The sequence below is a fragment of the Burkholderia sp. RF7-non_BP4 genome (assembly GCF_001521935.1).
Classification (GTDB): Bacteria; Pseudomonadota; Gammaproteobacteria; order Burkholderiales; family Burkholderiaceae; genus Burkholderia; species Burkholderia diffusa.
Genome location: NZ_LOTA01000034.1, coordinates 272,792 through 298,012 on the forward strand (window position 1 = coordinate 272,792; position 25,221 = coordinate 298,012).

Genomic DNA, 25,221 nt, shown 5'->3' on the forward strand with positions numbered 1-25,221 from the left:
CCCGGCGCGCGTCTCGATTGATCCGGCCCGCTTGATCGGGGCGCGATCGATCATTTTCCGTATTCGCTCATGAGACTCACCGACTACACCGACTATTCGCTGCGCGTCATGCTGTACCTGGCCGTGCGCGGCGAGGGGCTCGCGACGATCCAGGAGATCTCGGACGCCTACGGCATCTCGAAGAACCATCTGATGAAGGTCGTGCAGCAGCTCGGCGAGCTCGGCTGGGTCGATACCGTCCGCGGCCGCAACGGCGGGCTGCGGCTGTTTCCCGATTCGCTGAAGCTGACGGTCGGCCAGGTCGTGCGCGCGACCGAGAACGATTTCGCGCTGGTCGGCTGCTTTGCGCCCGACGGCGACGAGTCGCGCGGCTGCGTGATCGAACCGCAGTGCCGCCTGAAGGGCGTGCTGGCGGCCGCGCGCGACGCATTCTTCGCCGAACTCGACCGTCACACGCTCGGCGAACTGACCGTGCCCGCGTCGCCGCTCATGGCGCTGCTGGGCATTCGTCCGATCGCGCTGGTGCGTGCCGAGCCGTCCGGGGATGACGCGCCGGCATCCGCCGCGTCGCCGTCGAAGGTCGGCTGACGCGCCGGCACCATCGCCGCCATCCGGGCGGCGGCCGGCCCGCAGGCCGCCGCATCGCCAGCCGGCGATTTTTGCGCTGAATCAACTCGAATTTCGCTTGAAACCCGTATAACCATCCACATCTTGGTGTTAATCGAAAATTGGAGGTCTCGCCAAATGAGAATCGACAAGCTCACCACCAAGTTCCAGGAAGCACTCGCGGACGCCCAAAGCCTCGCGGCAGGCCGCGACAATCAATACATCGAACCTGTTCACGTGCTGGCGGCGCTGGTCGCGCAGCAGGACGGCTCCGCCCGCTCGCTGATGTCGCGCGCGGGCGTTCACGTGCAGGCGCTGCAAGGCGCGCTGAACGAAGCCATTTCGCGCCTGCCGCAAGTCACGGGCACGGGCGGCGACATCCAGATCGGCCGCGAGCTGGCCGGGCTGCTGAACCAGGCCGACAAGGAAGCGCAGAAGCTCAACGACACGTTCATCGCGAGCGAGATGTTCCTGCTCGCCGTGTCCGACGACAAGGGCGACGCCGGCAAGCTCGCCCGTCAGCATGGCCTCACGCGCAAGGCGCTCGAAGCCGCGATCGCCGCGGTGCGCGGCGGCTCGCAGGTGCACAGCCAGGACGCGGAAAGCCAGCGCGAGGCGCTGAAGAAATACACGGTCGACCTGACCGAGCGCGCCCGCGCGGGCAAGCTCGATCCGGTGATCGGCCGCGACGACGAAATCCGCCGTTCGATCCAGATCCTGCAGCGCCGGACCAAGAACAACCCGGTGCTGATCGGCGAGCCGGGCGTCGGCAAGACCGCGATCGTCGAAGGGCTCGCGCAGCGTATCGTCAACGGCGAAGTGCCCGAGACGCTGAAGGGCAAGCGCGTGCTGTCGCTCGACATGGCCGCGCTGCTCGCCGGCGCGAAGTATCGCGGCGAGTTCGAGGAGCGCCTGAAGGCCGTGCTCAACGACATCGCCAAGGACGAAGGCCAGACGATCGTGTTCATCGACGAGATCCATACGATGGTCGGTGCCGGCAAGGCCGAAGGCGCGATGGACGCAGGCAACATGCTGAAGCCGGCGTTGTCGCGCGGCGAGCTGCACTGCATCGGCGCGACCACGCTCGACGAATACCGCAAGTACATCGAGAAGGACGCCGCGCTCGAGCGCCGCTTCCAGAAGGTGCTCGTCGACGAGCCGAGCGTCGAGGCGACGATCGCGATCCTGCGCGGGCTGCAGGAGAAGTACGAACTGCACCACGGCGTCGACATCACCGACCCGGCGATCGTCGCCGCGGCCGAGCTGTCGCACCGCTACATCACCGATCGTTTCCTGCCGGACAAGGCGATCGACCTGATCGACGAGGCTGCGTCGAAGATCAAGATGGAAATCGATTCGAAGCCCGAAGAGATGGACAAGCTCGATCGCCGTCTGATCCAGTTGAAGATCGAACGTGAGGCCGTGAAGAAGGAGCAGGACGAGGCGTCGCAGAAGCGCCTGCAACTGATCGAGGAAGAGATCGATCGCCTCGGCCGCGAATATGCGGACCTGGAAGAGATCTGGACCGCCGAGAAGGCCGCGGTGCAGGGCAGCGCGCAGCTCAAGGAAGAGATCGAGAAGGTGCGGGCCGACATCGCGCGTCTGCAGCGTGAAGGCAAGCTGGAGAAGGTCGCCGAGCTGCAGTACGGCAAGCTGCCGCAACTCGAGTCGCAACTGAAGCAGGTCACGCAGGCCGAAGAGCAGGAGCAGCACAACCCGACGCGTCCACGTCTGCTGCGCACGCAGGTCGGCGCGGAAGAAATCGCGGAAGTCGTGTCGCGCGCAACCGGGATTCCGGTGTCGCGGATGATGCAGGGCGAACGCGAGAAGCTGCTGCACATCGAGGAAAAGCTGCACGAACGCGTGGTCGGCCAGCACGAGGCGATCGGCGCGGTCGCGGATGCGATCCGTCGTTCGCGCGCCGGTCTCGCCGATCCGAACCGCCCGTACGGCTCGTTCCTGTTCCTCGGCCCGACGGGCGTCGGCAAGACCGAGTTGTGCAAGGCGCTGGCGGCGTTCCTGTTCGATTCGGAAGAGCACCTGATCCGCATCGACATGAGCGAGTTCATGGAGAAGCATAGCGTCGCGCGGCTGATCGGCGCGCCGCCGGGCTATGTCGGCTACGAGGAAGGCGGCTACCTGACGGAAGCCGTGCGCCGCAAGCCGTACAGCGTGATCCTGCTCGACGAGATCGAGAAGGCGCACCCGGACGTGTTCAACGTGCTGCTGCAGGTGCTCGACGACGGCCGCATGACCGACGGGCAGGGGCGTACGGTCGACTTCAAGAACACGGTGATCGTGATGACGTCGAACCTCGGCTCGCAGGTGATCCAGGCAATGACGGGGGCACCGCAGGAAGAGATCAAGGACGCCGTGTGGCTCGAAGTGAAGCAGCACTTCCGCCCCGAGTTCCTGAACCGGATCGACGACGTCGTCGTGTTCCACGCGCTCGATCGCAGCAACATCGAATCGATCGCGAAGATCCAGCTCGCGCGCCTGCACGACCGGCTCGCGAAGCTCGACATGGCGCTCGACGTGTCGCCGGCGGCGCTCGAACAGATCGGGAAGGTCGGCTACGATCCGCTGTTCGGCGCGCGGCCGCTGAAGCGCGCGATCCAGCAGGAGATCGAGAACCCGGTCGCGAAGCTGATCCTCGCGGGCCGCTTTGGTCCGAAGGACGTGATCCCGGTCGACGTCAGCGACGGCAAGTTCGTGTTCGACCGCGTCGTGCACTGATTGCCGGTGATCGGCCGCACGCCCGGTTCGCGCCAGGCGTGCAAAAACAAACACCCCGCTCAGGCGGGGTGTTTGCATATGGGGCGGCCGAAACCGCCGTCGAGGCCGTCAGCCGGCGCGGTGCGGGCTCAGGCCTGCTTGCCGCCGAACATGCCGGCGAGCTGCGTGAGCGTGCCGAGCACGTTCGACGTATCGACCTGGCCGCCGGCCGGCACTTCGCCGTTCGGCGTCGCGCCGTTGACGACGTGCGGCAGCACCTGCGCGAGGATCGACGATGCCTGGGACGGATCGATGCCGACCTTGCTCGCCAGCGAGCCGACGACGTCGGAACCGAGCACGTTCTGCAGCGTGTCGGCCGAGATCGGCTGGTTTTCGCCGTTGCCGACCCACGAGCCGATGATGTCGCCGGCGCCGCCGGCCTTGAACTTCTCGATCAGGCCGTTCAGGCCGCCCGGCTGGTTGTTGATGAATTCGAGCGCGGTCGTGATGAGCGCGCTTTGCGAGTTGCCGCCGGCCTGGCCGCCGATCAGACCGCCAACGATGTCGAGGAGACCCATGGTTCTTCACCTTCACTGAAAAGGGCGCCGCAACGACGGCGCCCGTTGATCGAATGCCGCGCGCACGCGATCGCACGCGCGGCGCACATCAGGCGCCCGACGCCGCGGCGGCGGAGGCTGCCTTGTCCTTCTTGCTCTTCTTCTTCGAACCCTTCGTCGCCTTCGTGGACGACGCTGCTGCCGGCGCGCTCGCTCCCGCATCGGCGGATGCCGCCGCGGCCGCGGCCGCCTTTTCCTTCTTCGACGCACGCTTGCTCTTGGCCGGCTTCGACGCCGCTTCCGGCGCGCTGGCGGCCGGGGTCGGCGCTGGCGCCGGCGCTGCGGTCGTCGGCGCCGGAGCCGTGCCTGCCGACGTCGTGGCCGACGGGGTTGCGGACGTCGTCGCGGCCGGCTTCGACAGCTTCACGCCCTTCGGCGGCGTCGACGAGCCGCCGATCGTCAGGCCGTTTTCCTCGAGATGCCCGACCGACTTCGTGCCGAGACCCTTCACGCGGTTCGCGAGATCGTCCGCGTCCTTGAACGGGCCGTTCTTGGTGCGTTCGTCGATGATCGCCTTCGACTTCACGGGCCCGAGGCCCTTCACCGATTCGAGCGCGGCCTGGTCGGCAGTGTTGACTTCGACGGCCGCGGCGAGACCGGCGGCAAGCGACAGCGATAGCGCGACGAACAGCATCAGCAGCTTTTTCAGCATGGCAAAGGCTCCCTGGTTCTGACGGATGAATGGCTGTTGCAACGGACGGCGGGGCGAGACTTCGCCGGGCGTCGCCGTTAAGCATAGGACAAATGCGTGCCCTTTTTGAGACAGGCTGACCGAATCTTGCTGAAGGCTTGCGTCGCTGTAAAGACAGAAAGCCGCGCCGTGCGGTGGTTTTGACCATTCTTTACGGTGTCTGCGGCGGTGATCTCAGATCGTTGTACTTGGCCGATCGATAACGCTTGACTTAGAGTGAACTCTAACTCCTAACCTTGATCCTGCCATGTCGAAAACCGTATCCACACCTTCCGCCGCCGGTCCGCTGACGATCGGGCAAGTCGCCGAACTGACCGGCGTGTCGACGCATACGCTGCGGTATTACGAGCAGGCCGGCCTGCTGCGCGCGATTTCGCGCACGGCGGCCGGGCACCGGCTCTATGCGCCGGCCGACCTTGACTGGCTTGCCTTCGTGATGCGCCTGAAGGCGACCGGCATGCCGATCGCGCAGATGCAGCAGTTCGCGGCGCTGCGTGCGCAAGGCGAGTCGACGTTCGGTGCGCGGCGGCGGTTGCTGACCGAGCATCGCGACGCGGTGCGCGCGCATATCGCGGAACTGCAGGCGAGCCTCGACGCGATCGGCGACAAGATCGCGTATTACGAGACGCAGGAACGCGAGACGGAACGACGGGCGACCTCTTCTCACTCTTTATTGGAACAGGACGGACACCATGGAACAACGCGTTGACGATCGCTATGCGCGGGGCTGGGACAAGTTGAAGGAAATCGACGGTGAAGCGGGCGAGCGCGTGATCGCCTCGCTTGCGTCGATCGCGCCGGATTTCGGCCGGATGGTGATCGAATTTCCGTTCGGTGACATCTACAGCCGGCCGCAGCTCGACCTGAAGTCGCGCGAAATCGCGACGATCGCGGCGCTGGCCGCGCTCGGCAACGCGCAGCCGCAGTTGAAGGTGCATATCGAGGCCGCGTTGAACGTCGGCTGCACGCGCGACGAAATTGTCGAGGTGTTCATTCAGATGGCCGTCTACGCGGGGTTTCCTGCTGCGCTCAACGCGTTGTTCGCGGCGCACGAGGTGTTCACGCGGCGCGATGAAGCGGCTGGCCGGGACGGCGGCACGGCCGAAGCGGTCGCGCACGCCGCGTGATGCGACGCGTGCCGGTACGTCAGAGGCGGTGCGGCGCGACGATCCGGTGTTTCGCGATCCGCCGGTACAGCGTCGCGCGCGAGATGCCGAGCGCCTGCGCGGCCGCGTCGGGCCGCCAGCGATGCGCGGTGAGCGCCGCGACGATGCGGCCGCGTTCGTCGTCCGGCAGCGCGCCGGCCGGACCGGCGCCGAGTTGCGCGGCGAGATCGGCCGGCAGGTCGCGCCGCGTCACGCGTGCGGTGTCGCATACCGCGCACGCATAGCGCAGCACGTTGCGCAGTTGCCGCACGTTGCCCGGCCACGGGTACGAGGCGAGTTGCTCGGCGAGCGACGCGTCGAGCGTGAGCACGTGGCCGGTCGCCTGCGCTTCTTCGGCGAATACCGCGGCGATCACGTCGCGCACGTCCGCGCGCTCGCGCAGCGCCGGCAGTTCGAACGTCGCGCCGCTCAGCCGGTAATACAGATCCTCGCGGAATGTGCCGTCGGCCACCATGCGCGCGAGATCACGGTGCGTCGCGCAGATCACGTCGAGATCGACGCGCACCGGCGTATCGCTGCCGAGCGGCACGACCTCGCCGTCGGCGAGCACGCGCAGCAGGCGGGTCTGCAGCGTGAGCGGCATGTCGCCGATTTCGTCGAGGAATAGCGTGCCGCCGTCCGCGAGCGCGATCTTGCCGCGCGCGCCGTGCTTGCGCGCACCGGTGAACGCGCCGGCCGCATAGCCGAACAGCTCGCTTTCGATCAGCGCCTCGGGCAGCGCGCCGCAGTTGACCGCGACGAACGGCCGTGCGCGTCGCGCACCGGCATCGTGGATCGCGCGGGCGAATACTTCTTTTCCTGCACCGGTTTCGCCCAGCACGAGAATCGGCAGCCGCTTGCTCGCGACACGCAGCGCGAGTTCGGCCTGTTGAGCGACGCGCGCGTCGCTGCTGTGCAGGAACGGCGTCAGCGCGCCGACGTGGCGCTGCGCGGTGCCGGGGCGGCGCGACGCCGTGCCGGTTTCGCGGCCGGTGCGCCGGAGCGGCGCGCGCAGCCGCGCATAGAGCGGGGCGCCGGTCGCGCGCAGCCGCAGCGCGACGATCGCGTCGAGCCGCGCGGCGTCGCGCAGCGGCATCTCGGTTGCGTCGAAGATCTCGTCGATATGGCGCGGTTCGCGCAGCGCCGGCAGCGCGTCGCGCGCTTGCCGGTTCGCGGCGACGATGTTGCCGCACTCGTCGAACGCGATCAGCCATTCGGGCTGCGCCTCGACGTAGTGACGATTCGGATGCCCGAACAATATCCAGTGCTGCGCGGTGCTGTGCACGAAATAGCCGTCCTCGATCAGCGCCGCGCTCTGCCGCACGAGCTGATATACGAGCCGCTGGCTGTCGCGGCCGTCCGGCGACTGGACGGCCGACGCGTCGAGCACGCCGATCAGTTCGCCGCCCGGCGCGAAGATCGGGGCCGCGCTGCAGGTGAGCGTGGTGAACGCCGCGCGGAAGTGGTCCGTCTTGTGCACGGTGATCGGCGCGAGATCGGTCAGCACGCTCGCGACCCCGCAGGTGCCTTCCTCGCTTTCCGACCAGCACGAGCCGATGTGCAGCCCCGCATGACGGAAGTCGTTGCGGCGTTCGCGGTCGATGCGGTAGTCGATCGTCACGCCGTGCGCGTCGGTCAGCATCACGCAGTAATCGGCGACGCGAATCATGTCGTGCAGGCGCGTCAGGCATTGGCCCGACGCGCGCAGGAAGGCTTCCTCCTTGTCGCGCACCTCGCGCAGCTCGGCCGCGGTCAGCACGCGCGGGCCGATCGACGACGCGGGGTCGAGCGCGTAGCGCTCGAGCGAGCGCTGCCACGACGACACGAGACGCGCGGAATCGGCCGGCGCGGGCAGGCGTCCGGCGAGCGCGCCGAGCACACGGTCGGCGTGCTGGGCCTGGGGGACGGCATAGGGCATGGTCGGCTCCGGTTCCGTACGGCGGGGAATTCGATGTTCTTGTAGCACATCCGCCTGCGCGGATCACATTGCGTCGCAGCACGCGCGCGGCGTGAGACGTTCGTCTCAGCGACGTCTCAGCCGGTCTCGCGCGATTGAGACGCACGGGCATGCCGGGTGCGACGGTGGCCCGCATCATGGCGTTGCGCGCCGCGCCGCGATACGCGTGGCTTGCGGGCCGAAGCGCCATCCGGATGAAGGTGCCGAAACCGGTGCGCCGGGAGATCGACGGCGTGAGACGCATGGGCCGTTTCGCGGGGCGTCGGGCTGGCGCGGCAACAGCAGGCGATGGCCGGCATGGCCGCCGCGCCAGTCTGCAAGCGGGTTCCGTGGTCGTTGACCGCACGGTGGCACGCCGCTTGCAGATGTCACGGGCAAGCTCGGCGCGGTCGCGTCGGCGACGACGATCCGCTGCCCTCGATGACGGCGGACGACACATGCAGGGCCGGCGCGAGCGCCGGTCCACTGGATGGAGACAAGCCCGTGACGACGCCCGTGACCGTCGGCGTGATCGCGAACCCCGCATCGGGGCGCGACATTCGCCGCCTGACGACGCATGCATCCGTGTTCCCGACGGCGGAAAAGGCCAACATGGTCGTGCGTCTGCTCGCCGGCCTCGGCGCGATGGGCGTCGAGCGCGTGCTGACCTTGCGCGACAAGACGGGCATCGCGACGCTGCTGATGCGTGCGCTCGACACGCATCGCGCGGTCGCGCCGCGCGAGCGCTGGCCCGAGGTCGAATTCGTCGACCTGCCGATCTCCGATACCGTCGCCGACACGCACGCCGGCGCCGCTTACATGCACCGGATGGAAGTCGCGCTGATCGTCGTGCTCGGCGGCGACGGCACCCATCGCGCGGTCGCTGCGCATTGCGGCGCGACGCCGCTCGTCGCGCTGTCCACCGGCACCAACAACGCGTTTCCCGAACATCGCGAGGCGACCGTCGCGGGCGTCGCGGCAGGACTCGCCGCGACCGGCGCCGTGCCGGCCGAGGTCGCGTTCGCGCGCAACAAGCGGCTCGTCGTGCGCTGCGCGGCGGGCGCGAACGCGGGGCGCGAGGAGATCGCGCTCGTCGACGTGTGCGCGGCCCGCCAGCGCTTCATCGGCGCGCGCGCGATCTCGGGGCCCGACGACATCGACACGCTTTATCTGACTTTCGCGGAGCCGGACGGCATCGGCCTGTCCGCGCTCGGCGGCGCGTGGGCACCGCTCGAGCGCGGTGCGCCGCACGGGCTCGCGATGCGTTTCGCCGTCGACGGCAAGACCGCCGGCACGCCGCTCGTCGCGCCGATCGCACCCGGGCGCGTCGATCGCGTCGTGATGCGCAGTTGCGAGCGGCTCGAGCCGGGTGCGTGGCAGACGATCCCGTTCGAGCACGGCACGCTCGCGTTCGATGGCGAGCGCGAGATCGAGGTCGCGCGCGGCGACCGCTACGAGATCGCGCTCGACTGGCGCGGGCCGCTGACGGTCGATGTCGGCCGCACGCTACGTTACGCGTCGTCGCGGCAGTTGTTGCGCGATGCCGGCGCGTGGCGCGACTGACGATGGCTTCACGTTTCGCCGACGGCCGGGCCGTCGTGCAATCCGTCGCCGGGGCGTTGCCGCGGCGGCATTCGCAGTCAGACCTATCCAGGAGACACACATGACCGTTTCGACACAGCTCAGCAGGGACACGCTGCTGGACGCCTACCGGCTGATGCGCACGATCCGCGAATTCGAGGAACGCCTGCACGTCGAGTTCGCGACCGGCGAAATCCCCGGCTTCGTTCACCTGTACGCGGGCGAGGAGGCCTCCGCGGTCGGCACGATGCTGCACCTCGGACTTGAAGACTATGTCGCCACCACGCATCGCGGGCACGGCCACTGCATCGCGAAAGGCGTCGACGTGCACGGGATGATGGCCGAGATCTACGGCAAGAAGACGGGCGTCTGCCACGGCAAGGGCGGCTCGATGCACATCGCCGACCTGTCGATGGGGATGCTCGGCGCGAACGGGATCGTCGGCGCGGGCGGCCCGCTCGTGTGCGGCGCGGCGCTCGCGGCCAAGCACAAGAAGACGGGCGGCGTCGGCGTGTGCTTCTTCGGCGACGGCGCGTCGAACCAGGGCGTGATCTTCGAATCGATGAACCTCGCGTCGGTGTGGCGGCTGCCGGCGATCTTCGTGGCCGAAAACAACGGTTATGCGGAAGCGACGTCGTCGAGCTGGTCGGTCGCGACCGACAACATCGCCGATCGCGCGAACGGCTTCGGGATGCCGGGCGTGATCGTCGACGGTTTCGATTTCTTCGCGGTGCACGAGGCGCTCGGTGAAGCCGTCGCGCGGGCACGCAACGGTGGCGGCCCGACGCTCGTCGAAGTGAAGTTCACGCGCTATTTCGGTCACTTCGAAGGCGATGCGCAGACCTATCGCGCGCCGGGCGAAGTGCAGAAGCTGCGCGACGAGAAGGACTGCCTGAAGCATTTCGAAGCGCGCGTCGTGCGTGCCGAGGCGCTGACGACCGACGAACTGCGCGCGGTCGATGCGCAGGTGAAGGCATTGATCGACGACGCGGTCGCGCAGGCGAAGGCCGCGCCGCTGCCCGACGCGGCCGACCTGCTGACCGACGTGTACGTGTCGTACCCGTGAGCGCGATGTGACACAGCGGCCACCGGCCCGAAGCCGGCACGGCGAACCCAATATTCCAGGAGACGGACATGGCAAGGAAGATCACTTATTCGCAGGCGATCAACGAGGCGCTCGCGCAGGAAATGGCGCGCGACGACAGCGTGATCGTGATGGGCGAGGACAACGCGGGCGGCGCGGGCGCGCCGGGCGAAGACGACGCATGGGGCGGCGTGCTCGGCGTGACGAAGGGGTTGTTCCACAAGTTTCCGGGCCGCGTGCTCGATACGCCGCTGTCGGAAGGCGGCTACATCGGCGCGGCGGTCGGCGCGGCCGCGTGCGGGATGCGGCCCGTCGCGGAGCTGATGTTCATCGATTTCATGGGCGTGTGCTTCGACCAGATCTTCAACCAGGCCGCGAAATTCCGCTACATGTTCGGCGGCAAGGCCGTGACGCCGGTCGTGATCCGCGCGATGTACGGCGCCGGCCTGCGCGCGGCCGCGCAGCATTCGCAGATGCTCACGTCGCTGTTTACGCACATCCCGGGGCTGAAGGTCGTGTGTCCGTCGACGCCTTACGACGCGAAGGGGCTGCTGATCCAGTCGATCCGCGACAACGATCCCGTGATCTTCCTCGAACACAAGCTGCTTTACACCCGCGAAGGCGATGTGCCTGAGGAATCCTATGCGATTCCGTTCGGCGAGGCGAACGTCGTGCGCGACGGCGACGACGCGACGATCGTCACGTACGGACGCATGGTGCATCTCGCGACCGACGCGGCCGCGAAGCTCGCGAAGGACGGCATTCAGGTCGACGTGATCGACCTGCGCACGACGTCGCCGCTCGACGAGGAAACGATCCTCGAAAGCGCGGAGCGCACCGGACGCGTGGTGGTGGTCGATGAAGCGAACCCGCGCTGCTCGATCGCGACCGACATCGCCGCGCTCGTCGCACGGCGCGCGTTCCGATCGCTCAAGGCACCGATCGAGCTCGTGACCGCACCGCACACGCCCGCGCCGTTCGCCGGCGTGCTGGAAGACCTTTACATCCCGTCCGCCGATGCGATCGCGCAGGCGGTACTCAAGACGAGGAGCTGACACGATGTCGATTCACATGATCACGATGCCCAAGTGGGGGCTGTCGATGGAGCAGGGGCAGGTCAACGGCTGGCTGAAGGCGATCGGCGAACGCGTGACGAAGGGCGACGAAGTGCTCGACGTCGAGACCGACAAGATCTCATCGGGCGTCGAATGCGCGTTCGACGGCACGCTGCGCCGTCAAGTCGCGCAGGAAGGCGAGACGCTGCCGGTCGGTGCGCTGCTCGGCGTGGTGGCTGCGGCCGAGGCAAGCGATGCCGACATCGACGCGGCGATCGCCGAATTCCAGCGCGACTTCGTGCCGACCGCGGCCGCCGACGACGCGGCCGGCCCGCAACCCGAGAAGGCGCAGATCGGTGGACGCACGGTCCGGTTCCTGAAGCTCGGCGACGGGTCGGGCACGCCAGCGGTGCTGATCCACGGCTTCGGCGGCGACCTGAACAACTGGTTGTTCAACCACGCGGAGCTCGCCGCGCATCGGCCCGTATGGGCGCTCGACCTGCCCGGGCACGGCGAGTCGGGCAAGGCGGTCGACACCGGCAGTCTCGACGAACTGGCCGACGCGGTGCTCGCGCTGCTCGACGCGCAGCACATCGATCGTGCGCACCTGATCGGGCATTCGATGGGCGGCGCGGTCGCGATGGCGGCGGCGGAGCGCGCGCCGCAACGCGTGGCCTCGCTGACGCTGATCGCGAGCGCCGGGCTTGGCGTCGATATCAACCGCGGCTACATCGACGGCTTCGTCGCCGGCAACAGCCGCAATACGCTCAAGCCGCACCTCGGTGCGTTGTTCGCCGACAACGCGCTCGTCACGCGGCAACTGGTCGAGGATCTCGTCAAGTACAAGCGGCTCGAAGGCGTGCAGGCCGCGCTGGAGAAGATCGCGAACGCCGCGTTCGACGGCGCGTCCCAGCGGCGCGTGTTCCGCGACCGCGTTGGGGCGCTCGCGCCGCGCACGCTCGTGATCTGGGGCGAGCGCGACCAGGTGATTCCGGCGCAGCATGCGCAGGGTTTGCCGGACGGCGTGCGGGCCGAGGTGATCGCCGGCAGCGGTCACATGGTGCAGATGGAGGCGGCTGCCGACGTGAACCGCCTGATCGTCGCGTTTCTCGGAGACTGACGATGGCCGCCGCGCTCGAACGACCCAGCCTCACCGCGCTCGGCCAGCCGGGCGCGAGGAGCCGCGACAAGCTCGCGCGCATCCCGGTGCGCGTCGAGCCCGCGGCCGGCGCGGCGCTGCCGAAGCCGCCGTGGCTGCGGGCGCGGCCGATGATGAGCGGGGCGGTCGCCGACATGGCGGCCGTGCTGCGCGATCACCGGCTGCATTCCGTCTGCGAGGAGGCGATGTGCCCGAACATCGGCGAATGCTTCGCGCAGCGCACCGCGACGTTCATGATCATGGGCGGGCTGTGCACGCGGCGCTGCCCGTTCTGCGACGTCGCGCACGGCCGCCCCGAGCCGCTGGATCCCGACGAGCCCGCGCGGCTTGCCGACGCGGTCGCGGCGCTCGGGCTGCGCTACGTCGTGATCACGTCGGTCGATCGCGACGACCTGCGCGACGGCGGCGCCGCGCATTTTGCGGCCTGCATCGCGGCGGTGCGCGCGAGCGTGCCGGGCATCGGCGTCGAGGTGCTGACACCCGACTTCCGTGGCCGCGTCGCGCGGGCGCTCGATGCGTTGTCGTCGGCGTGGCCGGACGTGTTCAATCACAACGTCGAAACGGTGCCGTCGCTGTATCGGGCGGCGCGGCCGGGCGCCGATTATCGCGGTTCGCTCGACCTGCTCGCGCAGGCGAAGGCCGCGCGGCCGACGCTCGTGACGAAATCGGGTTTGATGCTCGGGCTCGGCGAGCGCGACGACGAGGTGCGGGACACGCTGCGCGACCTGCGCGCGCACGAGGTCGACGTGCTGACGCTCGGCCAGTATCTCGCGCCGTCCGCGCATCATCTGCCGGTGCGCCGCTACGTGAGCCCCGACGCGTTCGCCGCGTGGCGCGACGAGGGGTTGGCGCTCGGTTTCAGGGAAGTCGTTGCAGGCCCGCTCGTGCGGTCCTCGTACCACGCGGCCGACGTGCTGGAGGACGCGTAGGCCGCGCGCCGTGCGTCATGCGCTGTATGCGCTGACGGCCGGTTGCGCGCGGCTGACGTGGCGCAGGTAGAGCGCGAGGCCCGCGCCCGCGAGCATCAGGCTGATCGTGTTCGCGAACCAGAAGCCGCGCGCGCCGGTCAGCCAGGCCGGTGCGATGCCGCCGACGTCGAAGCCGAGCACGTAGCCGCCGCCGAGCCCGACGCCCCACAGCGCGACCGCATAGATCACGGTCGGCACGACCGCGACCTTGTACGCGCGCAGCACGAAGGCCGACGTGATCTGCAGCGCGTCGAAGAAGTGGTAGCAGGTGACGATTGCGACCAGCGGCAGCGCGGCGGCGGCCACGGCCGGGTTCGGTGTGTAGCCGCCGACGATCAGCGGACGCAGCGTGAACACGAGCACGCCGTACGCGGCTGCGATCCCGCACGCGAGCATCACGCTGTGCCGGCCGAGCAGGCGTGCCTCGTCCGGGCGGCCGGCGCCGAGTGCGCGCGCCACCAGCGTCGACGCCGCGACGCCGATCGACAGCGGCGTCATGTACAGCACCGCGCCGATGTTGCCGGCGATCTGGTGGCCGGCGAGCGTCGTCGTGCCGAATTGCGCGATGAAGAGCGCCATGCACGTGTACGACGTGACCTCGATCAGGTACGACAGGCCCATCGGCACGCCGAGCTTCAGGATCGCCTTCTGGCGTGCCCAGACGGGCCAGCAAAAGCGCGAGAAGATCGAAAGCGGCGAGAACACGTCGAGCTTCGCGAGCAGCGTGAAGCCGATCAGCGCGAGCGCCCAGTTGATCAGCGTGCTGGCGAGCCCGCAGCCGGGGCCGCCGAGGGCCGGCACGCCGAGGCCGCCGAAGATGAACCACACGTTGAGCGGAAACTTGAGCAGCAGCGCGCCGACCTGCAGGATCATCGCGAGGCGCGGCTTGCCGGCTGCGTTGGTCAGCGCGTTGTAGATCCGGAACACGAGGCTCGCCGGCAGGCCGTACGACAGGATCCGCAGGTAATCGACCGTGCGGTCGTGCAGCGCGGGCGGCGCGTGGGCGATGTGCAGCAGCGGTTCGGGAAAATGCAGCAGCAGGAAGCCGGGCACCGCGAGCATCAGCGCGAGCCACAGCGCCTGGCGGACCTCTTCGCCGATTTCCGCGTAGCGCCGCGCGCCGTACAGCTGCCCGGTGATCGGCTGCAGCGCGGACAGGATGCCCGTCATCCCGATGTAGACCGACACGTAGATCGACGAACCGAGCCCGAGTGCGGCCAGGTCGATGGCCGAATAGCGGCCGACCATTGCCGTGTCGATCACGCCGAACGCGATGATCGCGAGCTGGCCGACGAGCACCGGCCATGCGAGACCGACGATCCGGCGGATGTCGGCGAACATCGTCAATCGACCGTCCGGTGGCGCGCGCCGCGGCGCTTGACGGGCGCCGTCGGCCGCTCGATGCGCTCGTAGAGGCGGAAGCGTTCGTCGCGGTCGGCGACGCGGCGGCCTTCCCACACGAGACGCCATACGTATTGCGACATCGCGCTCGGCTCGCCGAAGTCCGCGCGATCCTGGCGCAGGATCACGTCGCAGTCGCCCGAGAACTCGAAGTGCATGTCGCCGAAGTATGCGAAGGTCGCGATCTGCGCATCGCCGAGCCGCACGGGCGAGATGCACTCGTAGTCTTTCGGCAGATGCGACGCGATCTGCTGCGCGACGTCGCTGTAGGTCCGGCCGTAGTTGACGATCGGCAGCCACAGCGTCATCAGCAGCACCCACATCAGCGTGGTGCCCGCGCCCGACAGCACGACGCTGCGCCACAGCACCTTTGGCTGGCGCGAGATGCGCCAGCGCGCCAGCAGGCACCAGCACACGGTGACGATCACCGCGCAGATGAACGACAGGATCTTGAAGTGCGGTTCGTAGCCCGGCACGAGGCGCGCGAGGTTGCGCGCGAGCGGGTGCGGGAAGCCGGTGAGCGACGCGAGCCATACGAGCCACACGAAGGTGCCGAGAATCGTGAAGCTCAGCACCGCGAACCAGTCGAATGCGTTGATCGCGCCGCGCTTGAGCGTCGGCAGCGCGAAGGTGGCGAGCACCGCGAGCGGCGGCAGCAGCAGCATGTACATGCGGTTCGACTGCTGGCTCTGCAGGATCACGAGTGCGACGAGCGGCACCACGACCGACAGCGGAATCGCGATGTGCGCGCGGCGGCGCATGCCGGCCCAGCTCCACCAGGCCCAGATCGCGAGCGGCCACGCGGGCCACGTGAACAGCGGCAGGTTCTTCGCCGCGTAGGCGAGCACCGCGGTCGGCGGGCCCGAGAAGCGCATCAGGCTGCCATGGATCCACTGGTTGAAGAACCACGCGGCGTCGTCGGGTGCCGCGTGGAACGCGGCGAGCGGCCACAGCGCGAAGATCGCGACCGCGAGCGGCAGGCCGATCAGCGGCAGGCGCAGGTTGCGCATCTCCGGCGTGACGAGCCACAGCGCGGCGGTGCCGGCGAGCAGCGCGACGACGAGCACCGGGTTGCCGGACAGCGCGACGAGACCGATTGCGATGCCCCACCACAGCGCACCCTGCATCGGCTTGTCGATGCCGCGCACGATGCCGTACACGAACATCGCGATCCACGCGAACTGCGCGAGTTGCGGCGTCGTTTCGTGGCCGCGCTCTGCGAGCCCGAAGCACGCGACGAGGACCAGCAGCGCGCCGTCGGCGAGCGTGCGGCCGTAGTCGCGCGGCTCCGGCTCGCCGCCGAATGCGTACTTGAACGGCTGGACCTCGGCGCGCCGGCCGAGCAGGTAGGCGGCGTACCAGACGAACGCGCACGCGACGCAGAACAGCACGCCGGTGTCGACGCGCGACGCGTTGCTCGCGTCGACCCACGGCGCCAGCGCGCGGATCGACAGCGCGCCGAGCCAGTAGCCGAGCGGCCCGTCGGTCGTGATGAACTTGCCGACGAGATTCGGCAGCAGCCAGTCGTGCCAGCCGCCGGTGGCCATCGTCCACATCACGCCGAAACCTGCCGCGTCCTCGTTCTTCCACGGGTCGCGGCCGAACAGGCCGAACGCCGCGTAGACGAGGCAGAGCGTGAGCAGCAGCCAGCGCGGCAGCGCGCGCGTGGCGGAGGCGGTGAGACGAACGACTGGCTTCATGCAGATGAGCGATTTGTTATGGGCGGGCGGCCGGCGCGGTCATGCGCCCGCCGACGGCGCCGGATTCGAGCATCCGGCATTGTAGACGCGCCGGCCGTTGCGCGTCGGACGATTGCCCCGGCACCGGCCTGCGAGCGGTGTTTTCCCGGCGAGCGGAGACAAAAAAGGGCAGCCTGGGCTGCCCTTTCGTGCGGTACCGGTGCGTTGCAACCACCGGATCGGTGCGAAGCTTACTTCGCGACCTTGCCGCTGGCGCGTGCGCCGAACTTGTTCTTGAACTTCTCGACACGGCCTGCCGTGTCCATGATCTTTTGCTGACCCGTGTAGAACGAGTGCGATTCCGACGACACTTCGATCTTGGCGAGCGGGTAGGTCTTGCCTTCGTGTTCGATGGTTTCACGCGTCTGGATCGTCGAGCGCGTGATGAACTTGAAGCCGTTCGACATGTCTTGGAAGACGACTTCGCGGTAGTCCGGGTGAATGCCAGGTTTCATGATGTTCCTTGGTGAGAGCGGTAGCCAACCCGCCGCTTGCCGTGCCGGACCGCGCGCATTTGCGCGATTCAGCCGACGTCAAGCCCGGCGCGAGCCACTTGCCTAAGGTCGAAAAACGGCGATTATGCCAGAAAATCAGACGGTTGACGAATAATTTTCACCGCGCGTCGAGGGCGCCCGTCCGGGCCGGATCCTGTCGATAGTAGCGGGCGAGCAGCCGGTAGAGTTCCGGAAATTCGGACTCGAACGCACGCGGTCGCACGAACAGCGCCTCGCTGCACACCGCGAAGAACTCCGACGGGTGATCGGCGGCATAGGGATCGATCAGCGAGTCGCGCTCGAAGCGCGCCCACGCGCGATCCGGCACCGCATCGACGCGCGCGCAGAACTGGTCGTACGCATGCTCGAACACGTCGGCCCACGCCTGCGCGTCGAGGTGCGGCGCGTGCCAGCGGCGAAAAAGGGGCGGATACCCGTCGGCCTCGCCGTTGACCATGTCGATCTTGTGCGCGAACTCGTGGATCACGACGTTGTACGCGTCGCGGCCGTCCGTCATCTGCGCGTCTTCCCACGACAGGATCACCGGGCCGCCTTCCCACGCTTCGCCGCTCGCATCCTGCTCGACTTCATGGACGACACCGTCCTCGTCCTGCACGGTCTTGCGGATGACGAATTCGCCCGGATACACGACGACGCCGACCCAGCCGTCGTACAGCGACAGATCGAGGTTCAGCACCGGCAGGCACGCCTGCGCGGCGATCGCGACGATCATCTCGTCGGTCAGCTCGAGCCCATGCGCGGTCGAGAACGATTTCTTCGCGATGAACAGGCTCGTCAGCTCGCGCAGCCGGCCCAGGTCGCCGGGCGACAGCGCGTCGAGGAACGGCAGGCGTGCGACGGTGTCCTGCCACAGCGCATCGGGAATCGGATGGCTGCGCAGCGCGCGGTCGCGGCGGCGGTCGTCGAACCAGCGGGTCAGTTTCGAGAGCATGGAGGCAGCGCGGGAGAATCCAAAGCCTGTCTTTTAACTCAATCGATCTCTTTTTGCCATGCCGCGAAGAGGCCGCCGACGAGCGCGACGCCCGCGAGGAAATAGAAACCGTCGAGCGACGCGAGAAACGACGCCTGTTGCGCGACCATCCGGGCGACAGATGCGATCGCGAGGGCGTGCGCCTCGCTCAGTGCATGGCCGGCGGCCGCATAGCTGTGCGTGAGTGTGTCGACGGTTTGCTGGAACAGCGGATCGAACACGTTCGCGCGCTCCACGAGCCGCGTCTGATGTACCGCCAGCCGGTGCTGCTCGACGATGATCACCGACGACGTCGCGAACGAGATCGTCAGTTGCCGCACGATGTTCTTCAGCCGGTAGCCATGCGTGTATTCGTCGATCGCGAAGATGCGGAACGTCAGGTTCGCGACCGGCAGCACGATGAACAGCAGCAACAGCCCGCGCAGCAGCAACGGGACGATCAGCGCGGCCTCGCCGACCTGGGGCGTCATGCGCGTCATCCACAGCGCGGCGACGATTGCGATCGCGAACCCCGGCACGACGAACCATTTCTTGTGCGTGACGCGCTTCGCATGGCGCAGGTAGGCGAACAGCGCGGTGGCCGAGATCAGCGACATCGTGCCGACCAGGCGCCCGGCGTTCTCGACCGGATAGCCGAGCCCGCCTTCGAGCAGGCGGGAGGTCAGGTAGCTGAAGCCCGTCGACTCGTAGTAATAGAACATGTACAGCAGCAGCCCGACCTGGAACGTGCGCTCGCGAAACGCATGCAGTCGCACGAGCGGCGTCGGATGGTTCCACTGGTGATACGCGAACCACGCGAGCGCGCCGAGGCCCGCGATCGTCAGCAGGATCAGCATCGGCGAGCCGCTGTAGAGCTGGTAGTGCACCTGCTGCAGCACGATCTGCAGGGCGCCTTGCGCGAGCGCGAACACGACGTACGGCCAGAAATGCCCGGAGCCGCGTTCGTCGTCGGGCGTCCTGCCCGAATCGGGCAGCGTGACGAGCGCGAGAATCGCGAACGCGATGCCCGCGGGCGCGGTGCACGCGAACAGCGCGCGCCACGTCGAATGCGCGACGAGCAGCCCGCCGACGATCGGTGCAAGCGCGCTGCCGAGCAGGATCATGATCAGGAACGCGCGCGTGGCGGGCGGCCGCTCCTGCGGCTTGAAGCTGATCTGGATCAGGATCCGGCATGCACCCATCATCGGGCCGATGAAGTAGCCCTGGAAGCCGCGCGCGAACGCGAGCTCGAGCGACGTGTCGGCAAGCGCCGCCGCGATCGCGCCGAACGAGAACATCAGCATGCAGCCGGCGACGTAGCGGCGATGCCCGAGCCGATCGACCCACCATTGCTGCTGCAGGATGCCGAGCACGGCCGTGACCGCATACGCGCTCGACGACCACACGAGTTCGTCGGGCGATGCGTTGATGCCACCCGCGATATAGCTCGCGAAGAACGAGAAGGCCGCGTTGTCGAAGTAGTCGATGCCGGTGACGAGCGCGAGCGCCCACGGGAACAGGTCCGCGCGCAGGTTCGCGCGGCTCCACAGAGGCGGGCGACCTGGCGCGACGTTCATTCCCGGTCCTTGCGCGCGCGCCGCGTGCCGGCTTCGGCTTGCCGCTGCGCGATCAGCATGTCGGGGTTTTCGCCGGCGAGGCGACGTTCGATGTAGTCGATGTCGTGCTGCAGTTCCTTGCGCAGCGCGACGGCTTCCTTCAACTCGCGCTGGACGGCCGCGATCCGCCGGTCGAGCGTGTCGATTTGCCCGGCGAGCCCCGAGCGGATGTCGCGCAACGACGCGTCCGAATAACGGCGCCGGCCGTCGCCCGTTTCTTCCAGTGGGCGCTTGAGCATCTCGGTGATGCCGTGTAGCGAAAAGCCGAGCGCGCGCAGCCGCAGGATGCGGGCGAAGCGTTCGAGATCGGCTTCGTCGTAAAGGCGATAGCGGCCGCCGCTGCGTGACGGCGTGATGAGCCCGCGCTCTTCGTAATACTTCAGTGTGCGCGGTGTGACGCCGAGCCGCGACGCCGCGTCGCTCACGGTCAGCAGCGAGGGGGAAGTGTCGTTCGGCATCGGGATGGCGGGGCCTGGGTCGGGGCAATGGCGCGATTATAGATCAACCTGTACGTTCACGTTCAGGTTGGCATGAAAAAACGGCCGCCGGGCGAAACGCGCGGGCGGCCGTTCGTTGCGGGGCGGGGGCGATCAGCCGCCGCGGCGCATCAGGTCGAAGAACTCGGAGTTGCTCTTCGTCTGGCGGATCTTGTCGAGCAGGAATTCCATCGCCTCGACTTCGTCCATGTCGTGGATGAACTTGCGCAGCACCCAGATCTTTTGAAGGATCTCGGGCTTGATCAGCATTTCTTCGCGGCGCGTGCCCGACTTGTTCAGGTTGATCGACGGATAGACGCGCTTTTCCGCGAGACGACGCTCGAGGTGCACTTCCATGTTGCCGGTGCCCTTGAATTCTTCGTAGATCACGTCGTCCATGCGGCTGCCGGTTTCGATCAGCGCGGTGCCGATGATCGTCAGCGAGCCGCCTTCCTCGATGTTGCGCGCCGCGCCGAAGAAGCGCTTCGGGCGCTGCAGCGCGTTCGCGTCGACACCGCCCGTCAGCACCTTGCCCGACGCCGGGATCACGGTGTTGTATGCGCGTGCGAGACGCGTGATCGAGTCGAGCAGGATCACGACGTCATGCTTCATTTCGACGAGGCGCTTGGCCTTCTCGATCACCATTTCGGCGACCTGCACGTGACGCGTGGCCGGTTCGTCGAACGTCGAGGCGATCACTTCGCCGGCGACGGAGCGCTGCATTTCGGTCACTTCTTCGGGGCGCTCGTCGATCAGCAGCACGAACAGGATGACGTCCGGATGGTTCTGCTTGATCGCGTGTGCGATGTGCTGGAGCATCACGGTCTTGCCCGACTTCGGCGACGCGACGAGCAGGCCGCGCTGGCCCTTGCCGATCGGCGCGATCATGTCGATGATACGGCCCGTGACGTTCTCTTCGCCGCGCATTTCGCGTTCGAGCGACAGCGGCTTGTTCGGGTGCAGCGGCGTGAGGTTCTCGAACATGATCTTGTGTTTCGAGGCCTCGGGCGGCTGCCCGTTGACTTTGTCGACCTTCACCAGCGCGAAGTAGCGCTCGCCGTCCTTCGGCGTGCGGACTTCACCTTCGATGGTGTCGCCGGTGTGCAGGTTGAAGCGGCGGATCTGCGACGGGCTGATATAGATGTCGTCGGTGCTCGCGAGGTACGACATTTCCGGCGAGCGCAGGAAGCCGAAACCGTCCGGCAGCACTTCGAGCGTGCCGTCGCCGAAGATCGTCTCTCCCGTCTTGGCGCGCTTTTTGAGAATGGCGAACATCAGCTCCTGCTTGCGCAGGCGGTTCGCGTTTTCGATCTCCAGGCCATTGGCCATTTCGATCAGTTCGGACACGTGCAGAGACTTGAGCTCGGATAAATGCATACGGAGAACCCGCCAGGGAGGAGAAGCGACGAAAAGGAATAAGGGAGGAGGGCGAGCGGAAGCGCTCTGAGACTTAATGCGTCTTGTAGACGTTTTTTGATTCTAGCATACGCCGATTCGCGCCTGAGCGGCCGATCGGCGGCTTGACGGCGGACGTGTTGTCGGTTGACAACACGTCCGCGGAACGGCCGGTATTACAGGTGGCTGTCCAGGAATGCGGTGAGCTGCGACTTAGACAGCGCGCCGACCTTCTGCGCGGCGGCCGCGCCGTTCTTGAACAGGATCAGCGTCGGGATGCCGCGCACGCCGAACTTCGCGGGCGTTGCCTGGTTGTCGTCGACGTTGATCTTCGCGATCTGCAGCTTGTCGCCGTAATCCTTCGCGACTTCGTCGAGGATCGGGGCGATCATCTTGCACGGGCCGCACCATTCGGCCCAGAAGTCGACGAGCACGGGCTTGTCGGATTTGACGACGTCCTGTTCGAACGATGCGTCGCTGATGTGTTTGATCTGTTCGCTCATTGGGTCAATACCTCTTACGGTTCGGGGACTGCCTGCTCGGCGCGTTGCGGCGCTCCGGCGGCCTTATTGGCTACCGGCCGCTGCGGCAGGTCACTCCGCTCTCCGAAGGAAGGGCGTAAGCGCTGCATGGCGCGGCTCGCGGGTCGTTCGGGCGTCATATTAGCCTAAATTGCTATCTGCTGCGGGCAGCGATAGTAGCCGCTACGCGAGTAGGGGTACGACGCGCCGTTCGACCGTTGTGTCCCGAAGGTGGAGGCCGGCGTGCAAAATACAAGAGTCACGAAGCGTCACGATATATATTCGCAAGCCCGCGCTGGAGTGGCGCGCCCGTACGCGCGTCGGTTTGCTCGATCTTTCGCTTTGTTGCGAACAAACGGTCGCATTCGGCAGGAAGCGGTGATAGAATATGCCGTGACGGGCCTCCTCGCATGGTGGGGCGGTGAACCTGGTCAGGTCGGGAACGAAGCAGCCACAATCGTTTTCCGCCAGTGCCGAGGGTCGGGCTCGTCACCTTTCCTCTCGCCCCGTTCGCCGGGCGTTTTTTATTTCTGCGTCATTCTCCGTTTTACCTGCGTGTTGCCCGTTTTCCGCACCGTTTCGCGTGTCGGCGCAACGCAGCGTTACTGATACAATTTCCCGATGACCTATCAAGTTCTCGCACGCAAGTGGCGTCCGAAGGATTTCGCTTCGCTCGTCGGCCAGGAGCACGTCGTCAGGGCGCTCACGCACGCGCTCGACGGCGGGCGTCTCCATCACGCCTATCTGTTTACCGGAACCCGCGGCGTCGGCAAGACGACGCTGTCGCGGATCTTCGCGAAGGCGCTCAACTGCGAAACCGGCGTCACGTCGCAGCCGTGCGGTGTGTGCCGCGCGTGCCGCGAGATCGACGAAGGCCGCTTCGTCGATTACGTCGAAATGGACGCGGCGAGCAACCGCGGCGTCGACGAAATGGCCGCGCTGCTCGAGCGCGCGGTGTACGCGCCCGTCGATGCGCGCTTCAAGGTCTACATGATCGACGAAGTGCACATGCTGACGAATCATGCGTTCAACGCGATGCTGAAGACGCTCGAGGAGCCGCCGCCGCACGTCAAGTTCATCCTCGCGACGACCGATCCGCAGAAGATTCCCGTCACCGTGCTGTCGCGCTGCCTGCAGTTCAACCTGAAGCAGATGCCGGCCGGGCACATCGTGTCGCATCTCGAACGGATCCTCGGCGAAGAGCGCATCTCGTTCGAGCAGCAGGCGCTGCGCCTGCTCGCGCGTGCCGCGCAGGGCAGCATGCGCGATGCGCTGTCGCTGACCGATCAGGCGATCGCCTATTCGGCGAACGAAGTGACCGAATCGGCCGTGTCGGGCATGCTCGGCGCGCTCGACCAGACCTACATGGTGCGCCTGCTCGATGCGCTCGCGGCCGGCAACGGCCCGGAGATTCTCGCGATCGCCGACGAGATGTCGCTGCGCAGCCTGTCCTTTTCCACCGCGCTGCAGGATCTTGCGAGCCTGCTGCATCGGATCGCATGGGCGCAGTTCGCGCCGGGCTCGGTCCTCGACGAATGGCCGGAAGCGGCCGACCTGCGCCGCTTCGCGGAGACGCTGAGCCCCGAGCAGGTTCAACTGTTCTATCAGATCGCGACGGTCGGGCGCGCGGAGCTCGGCCTCGCGCCGGACGAATACGCCGGCTTCACGATGACGTTGCTGCGGATGCTCGCGTTCGAGCCGGCCGTCGGCGCCGGCAGTGCGCCGGGCGGTCAGCCGGCCGTGCCGCGTGCCGTATCCGCGCCCGCGTCGCCGCGTGTGGCTGCCGCCGCGTCGGCGGCGCCCAAGCCGTCTTCGGTACCGGCAGCCGCCGCGGACGCAGCGCGCCCGCAAGCGGCCGCTCCGGTCGCGCCTGCTGCGCCTGCTGCGCGTCCGTCGCCGCCCCGGTCTGACGATCCCGTGACTCCGCCTGCCGTGAAGCCTGTTTCGACGCCGGCAGCGGCCGCGGCTCCGGTCGCGCCGCAGCCGGAAGCGAACGCGGCACCGCAAGCGACGCCGACGAGCGATGCGTTGCCCGCGGTCCGCAACGAACCCGAATTGCCTGCTGGCGCCAAGCGCAACGACGAACCGGCGCCGGCTGCCGAACCGGCGCCGCGTGCAGTGCCGGCCGAGTCCGCCGCGCGCCCGTCGGCCCGCGGGGGTGCGGCCGCCGCACTCGACGTGCTGCGCAATGCCGGCATGCGCGTGTCGTCCGAACGCTCGCGGACGGGCGGCGCGTCGAAACCGGCGCCGGCCCAACCGGCCCCGGAGAAACCGGCGGCATCGCGACCTGCCGTGCAGGTGCCGACGCCGCGCGCGGCGGCACGCGCGCCGCAGCCGGCCGACACGCGTCAGGCCCCGCCGCCGTGGGAAGACATTCCGCCGGACGAATACGTGCCGCTCAGCGCCGACGAGATGTTCGGCGGTGCGGCGGACGACGGCTTCGTGCCGGTGTTCGACAGCGGCCCCGACGACGTGCGCATTGCGCCGAAGCCGGCTGAGGCCCGTCCGTCGGCACCGGTCGACACGCGCCCGCTGCCGCCCGCGATCGCGCTCGATCCGGTCGGTTTCGACGGCGAATGGCCGGCGCTGGCCGCACGGCTGCCGCTGAAGGGCGTCGCATATCAGCTCGCGTTCAACAGCGAGCTGACGGCCGTCGACGCGACGACGTTGAAACTGTCCGTGCCGGTGCCGCAGTATGCGGACGCCGCCCAGGTCGCGAAGCTGAAGGCCGCCCTGGCCGACGCGCTCGGCAAGCCCGTCGAGGTCGCGGTCGAGGTCGGGCCCGCACGGCGCACCGCGGCGGCGCTGGATGCGGCTGCGCGTGCGGCACGCCAGCGCGAGGCCGAGCAGGACATCCATGGCGATCCGTTCGTTCAGCAGCTCGTGCGTGACTTCGGCGCGCGTATCGTTGAAGGCTCGGTGCGGCCGCTCGCCGATTCGGCGCCGGACGGCACGCCCCCGACGCTGCATTGAACGAATCGCACCGCGACAGGCACAATCACGCCCGCACACATTGACCGGCACGCGCCGCGTGCCGGTTTTCACACGATCA

Annotated in this window: 21 protein-coding genes and 1 other RNA gene; 11 read left to right on the forward strand and 11 right to left on the reverse strand. The window is 67.8% G+C overall.

Annotated features, from left to right (window positions below):
• Positions 1 to 69 precede the first annotated feature (69 nt).
• Positions 70 to 588 (forward strand): Rrf2 family transcriptional regulator, encoded by a 519-nt coding sequence (locus WS49_RS15105; RefSeq protein WP_059529849.1) that lies wholly within the window; start codon positions 70 to 72, stop codon positions 586 to 588.
• Between the two features lie 156 nt (positions 589 to 744).
• A complete protein-coding gene (clpB, locus tag WS49_RS15110; protein ID WP_059529853.1) occupies positions 745 to 3,342 on the forward strand; it encodes an ATP-dependent chaperone ClpB in 2,598 nt (865 codons plus the stop codon).
• A 128-nt stretch (positions 3,343 to 3,470) separates the two neighbouring features.
• On the opposite strand, the gene WS49_RS15115 is transcribed toward clpB, so the two are convergent.
• Positions 3,471 to 3,899: a YidB family protein gene (locus WS49_RS15115; protein ID WP_059529856.1), complete on the reverse strand. Its 429-nt coding sequence runs from the start codon at positions 3,897 to 3,899 to the stop codon at positions 3,471 to 3,473.
• Positions 3,900 to 3,987: 88 nt separating this feature from the next.
• Positions 3,988 to 4,590: a ComEA family DNA-binding protein gene (locus WS49_RS15120; protein WP_059529859.1), complete on the reverse strand. Its 603-nt coding sequence runs from the start codon at positions 4,588 to 4,590 to the stop codon at positions 3,988 to 3,990.
• Between the two features lie 286 nt (positions 4,591 to 4,876).
• Here WS49_RS15120 and WS49_RS15125 point away from each other — a divergent pair, with 286 nt between their 5' ends.
• Together WS49_RS15125 and WS49_RS15130 are read left to right on the forward strand one after the other, a co-directional pair.
• A complete protein-coding gene (locus tag WS49_RS15125) occupies positions 4,877 to 5,338 on the forward strand; it encodes a MerR family transcriptional regulator (protein WP_059529861.1) in 462 nt (153 codons plus the stop codon).
• A complete protein-coding gene (locus tag WS49_RS15130; protein WP_059529864.1) occupies positions 5,322 to 5,756 on the forward strand; it encodes a carboxymuconolactone decarboxylase family protein in 435 nt (144 codons plus the stop codon). Before WS49_RS15125 ends, WS49_RS15130 begins: the two co-directional genes overlap by 17 nt.
• Positions 5,757 to 5,775: 19 nt before the next feature.
• Here WS49_RS15130 and WS49_RS15135 read toward each other — a convergent pair whose 3' ends face one another.
• On the reverse strand, positions 5,776 to 7,692 hold the full coding sequence (locus tag WS49_RS15135; protein ID WP_059529867.1) for a sigma-54-dependent Fis family transcriptional regulator: 1,917 nt from the start codon (positions 7,690 to 7,692) through the stop codon (positions 5,776 to 5,778).
• A 522-nt stretch (positions 7,693 to 8,214) separates the two neighbouring features.
• Between WS49_RS15135 and WS49_RS15140 the strand changes: the two genes are divergently transcribed.
• The 5 genes from WS49_RS15140 to lipA all read left to right on the forward strand — a co-directional run bounded on the left by WS49_RS15140 (position 8,215) and on the right by lipA (position 13,518).
• A complete protein-coding gene (locus WS49_RS15140) occupies positions 8,215 to 9,273 on the forward strand; it encodes an ATP-NAD kinase family protein (RefSeq protein ID WP_059529870.1) in 1,059 nt (352 codons plus the stop codon).
• A 100-nt stretch (positions 9,274 to 9,373) separates the two neighbouring features.
• Positions 9,374 to 10,357: a thiamine pyrophosphate-dependent dehydrogenase E1 component subunit alpha gene (locus WS49_RS15145; RefSeq protein ID WP_059529873.1), complete on the forward strand. Its 984-nt coding sequence runs from the start codon at positions 9,374 to 9,376 to the stop codon at positions 10,355 to 10,357.
• 68 nt (positions 10,358 to 10,425) lie between these two features.
• Complete coding sequence (locus WS49_RS15150; protein WP_059529875.1) at positions 10,426 to 11,430, forward strand: alpha-ketoacid dehydrogenase subunit beta; 1,005 nt, start codon at positions 10,426 to 10,428, stop codon at positions 11,428 to 11,430.
• Positions 11,431 to 11,434: 4 nt separating this feature from the next.
• On the forward strand, positions 11,435 to 12,550 hold the full coding sequence (locus WS49_RS15155; protein ID WP_059529878.1) for an acetoin dehydrogenase dihydrolipoyllysine-residue acetyltransferase subunit: 1,116 nt from the start codon (positions 11,435 to 11,437) through the stop codon (positions 12,548 to 12,550).
• Positions 12,551 to 12,552: 2 nt separating this feature from the next.
• On the forward strand, positions 12,553 to 13,518 hold the full coding sequence (gene lipA, locus WS49_RS15160) for a lipoyl synthase (RefSeq protein WP_059529881.1): 966 nt from the start codon (positions 12,553 to 12,555) through the stop codon (positions 13,516 to 13,518).
• 15 nt (positions 13,519 to 13,533) lie between these two features.
• Here the strand turns inward: lipA and WS49_RS15165 are convergent, their stop codons facing one another.
• The 8 genes from WS49_RS15165 to trxA all read right to left on the reverse strand — a co-directional run bounded on the left by WS49_RS15165 (position 13,534) and on the right by trxA (position 22,151).
• The gene (locus WS49_RS15165) at positions 13,534 to 14,898 is read right to left on the reverse strand and encodes an MATE family efflux transporter (protein WP_059529884.1); all 1,365 of its coding nucleotides are present in this window, start codon (positions 14,896 to 14,898) and stop codon (positions 13,534 to 13,536) included.
• A gap of 2 nt (positions 14,899 to 14,900) precedes the next feature.
• The gene (locus WS49_RS15170) at positions 14,901 to 16,658 is read right to left on the reverse strand and encodes an ArnT family glycosyltransferase (RefSeq protein ID WP_059529887.1); all 1,758 of its coding nucleotides are present in this window, start codon (positions 16,656 to 16,658) and stop codon (positions 14,901 to 14,903) included.
• A gap of 230 nt (positions 16,659 to 16,888) precedes the next feature.
• The gene (locus tag WS49_RS15175; RefSeq protein ID WP_040144297.1) at positions 16,889 to 17,152 is read right to left on the reverse strand and encodes a type B 50S ribosomal protein L31; all 264 of its coding nucleotides are present in this window, start codon (positions 17,150 to 17,152) and stop codon (positions 16,889 to 16,891) included.
• A gap of 157 nt (positions 17,153 to 17,309) precedes the next feature.
• Complete coding sequence (locus WS49_RS15180) at positions 17,310 to 18,143, reverse strand: zinc-dependent peptidase (RefSeq protein WP_059529890.1); 834 nt, start codon at positions 18,141 to 18,143, stop codon at positions 17,310 to 17,312.
• A gap of 38 nt (positions 18,144 to 18,181) precedes the next feature.
• Entirely contained in the window at positions 18,182 to 19,738 is a 1,557-nt protein-coding gene (locus WS49_RS15185; RefSeq protein ID WP_059529893.1) for an MFS transporter, read from the reverse strand.
• The gene (locus WS49_RS15190) at positions 19,735 to 20,235 is read right to left on the reverse strand and encodes a MerR family transcriptional regulator (protein ID WP_059529896.1); all 501 of its coding nucleotides are present in this window, start codon (positions 20,233 to 20,235) and stop codon (positions 19,735 to 19,737) included. The genes WS49_RS15185 and WS49_RS15190 overlap by 4 nt, the downstream gene beginning before the upstream one ends.
• A 132-nt stretch (positions 20,236 to 20,367) precedes the next feature.
• Complete coding sequence (gene rho, locus WS49_RS15195; protein WP_006478662.1) at positions 20,368 to 21,630, reverse strand: transcription termination factor Rho; 1,263 nt, start codon at positions 21,628 to 21,630, stop codon at positions 20,368 to 20,370.
• 194 nt (positions 21,631 to 21,824) lie between these two features.
• Positions 21,825 to 22,151, reverse strand: a complete 327-nt coding sequence (gene trxA / locus WS49_RS15200) for a thioredoxin TrxA (RefSeq protein ID WP_006402348.1) — start codon at positions 22,149 to 22,151, stop codon at positions 21,825 to 21,827.
• Between the two features lie 413 nt (positions 22,152 to 22,564).
• On the opposite strand from trxA, the gene ffs reads away from it, so the two are divergent.
• Positions 22,565 to 22,663, forward strand: an RNA gene (gene ffs / locus WS49_RS15205) — signal recognition particle sRNA small type.
• A gap of 127 nt (positions 22,664 to 22,790) precedes the next feature.
• Positions 22,791 to 25,142: a DNA polymerase III subunit gamma/tau gene (locus tag WS49_RS15210; protein WP_059529899.1), complete on the forward strand. Its 2,352-nt coding sequence runs from the start codon at positions 22,791 to 22,793 to the stop codon at positions 25,140 to 25,142.
• Positions 25,143 to 25,221 lie beyond the last annotated feature (79 nt).

Coding starts and splice junctions, on each gene's coding strand:
- WS49_RS15105 (WP_059529849.1), top strand. CDS start 70: ATGAGACTCACCGACTACACCGACTATTCGCTGCGCGTCATGCTGTAC.
- clpB (WP_059529853.1), top strand. CDS start 745: ATGAGAATCGACAAGCTCACCACCAAGTTCCAGGAAGCACTCGCGGAC.
- WS49_RS15115 (WP_059529856.1), bottom strand. CDS start 3,899: ATGGGTCTCCTCGACATCGTTGGCGGTCTGATCGGCGGCCAGGCCGGC.
- WS49_RS15120 (WP_059529859.1), bottom strand. CDS start 4,590: ATGCTGAAAAAGCTGCTGATGCTGTTCGTCGCGCTATCGCTGTCGCTT.
- WS49_RS15125 (WP_059529861.1), top strand. CDS start 4,877: ATGTCGAAAACCGTATCCACACCTTCCGCCGCCGGTCCGCTGACGATC.
- WS49_RS15130 (WP_059529864.1), top strand. CDS start 5,322: ATGGAACAACGCGTTGACGATCGCTATGCGCGGGGCTGGGACAAGTTG.
- WS49_RS15135 (WP_059529867.1), bottom strand. CDS start 7,692: ATGCCCTATGCCGTCCCCCAGGCCCAGCACGCCGACCGTGTGCTCGGC.
- WS49_RS15145 (WP_059529873.1), top strand. CDS start 9,374: ATGACCGTTTCGACACAGCTCAGCAGGGACACGCTGCTGGACGCCTAC.
- WS49_RS15150 (WP_059529875.1), top strand. CDS start 10,426: ATGGCAAGGAAGATCACTTATTCGCAGGCGATCAACGAGGCGCTCGCG.
- WS49_RS15155 (WP_059529878.1), top strand. CDS start 11,435: ATGTCGATTCACATGATCACGATGCCCAAGTGGGGGCTGTCGATGGAG.
- lipA (WP_059529881.1), top strand. CDS start 12,553: ATGGCCGCCGCGCTCGAACGACCCAGCCTCACCGCGCTCGGCCAGCCG.
- WS49_RS15165 (WP_059529884.1), bottom strand. CDS start 14,898: ATGTTCGCCGACATCCGCCGGATCGTCGGTCTCGCATGGCCGGTGCTC.
- WS49_RS15170 (WP_059529887.1), bottom strand. CDS start 16,658: ATGAAGCCAGTCGTTCGTCTCACCGCCTCCGCCACGCGCGCGCTGCCG.
- WS49_RS15175 (WP_040144297.1), bottom strand. CDS start 17,152: ATGAAACCTGGCATTCACCCGGACTACCGCGAAGTCGTCTTCCAAGAC.
- WS49_RS15180 (WP_059529890.1), bottom strand. CDS start 18,143: ATGCTCTCGAAACTGACCCGCTGGTTCGACGACCGCCGCCGCGACCGC.
- WS49_RS15185 (WP_059529893.1), bottom strand. CDS start 19,738: ATGAACGTCGCGCCAGGTCGCCCGCCTCTGTGGAGCCGCGCGAACCTG.
- WS49_RS15190 (WP_059529896.1), bottom strand. CDS start 20,235: ATGCCGAACGACACTTCCCCCTCGCTGCTGACCGTGAGCGACGCGGCG.
- rho (WP_006478662.1), bottom strand. CDS start 21,630: ATGCATTTATCCGAGCTCAAGTCTCTGCACGTGTCCGAACTGATCGAA.
- trxA (WP_006402348.1), bottom strand. CDS start 22,151: ATGAGCGAACAGATCAAACACATCAGCGACGCATCGTTCGAACAGGAC.
- WS49_RS15210 (WP_059529899.1), top strand. CDS start 22,791: ATGACCTATCAAGTTCTCGCACGCAAGTGGCGTCCGAAGGATTTCGCT.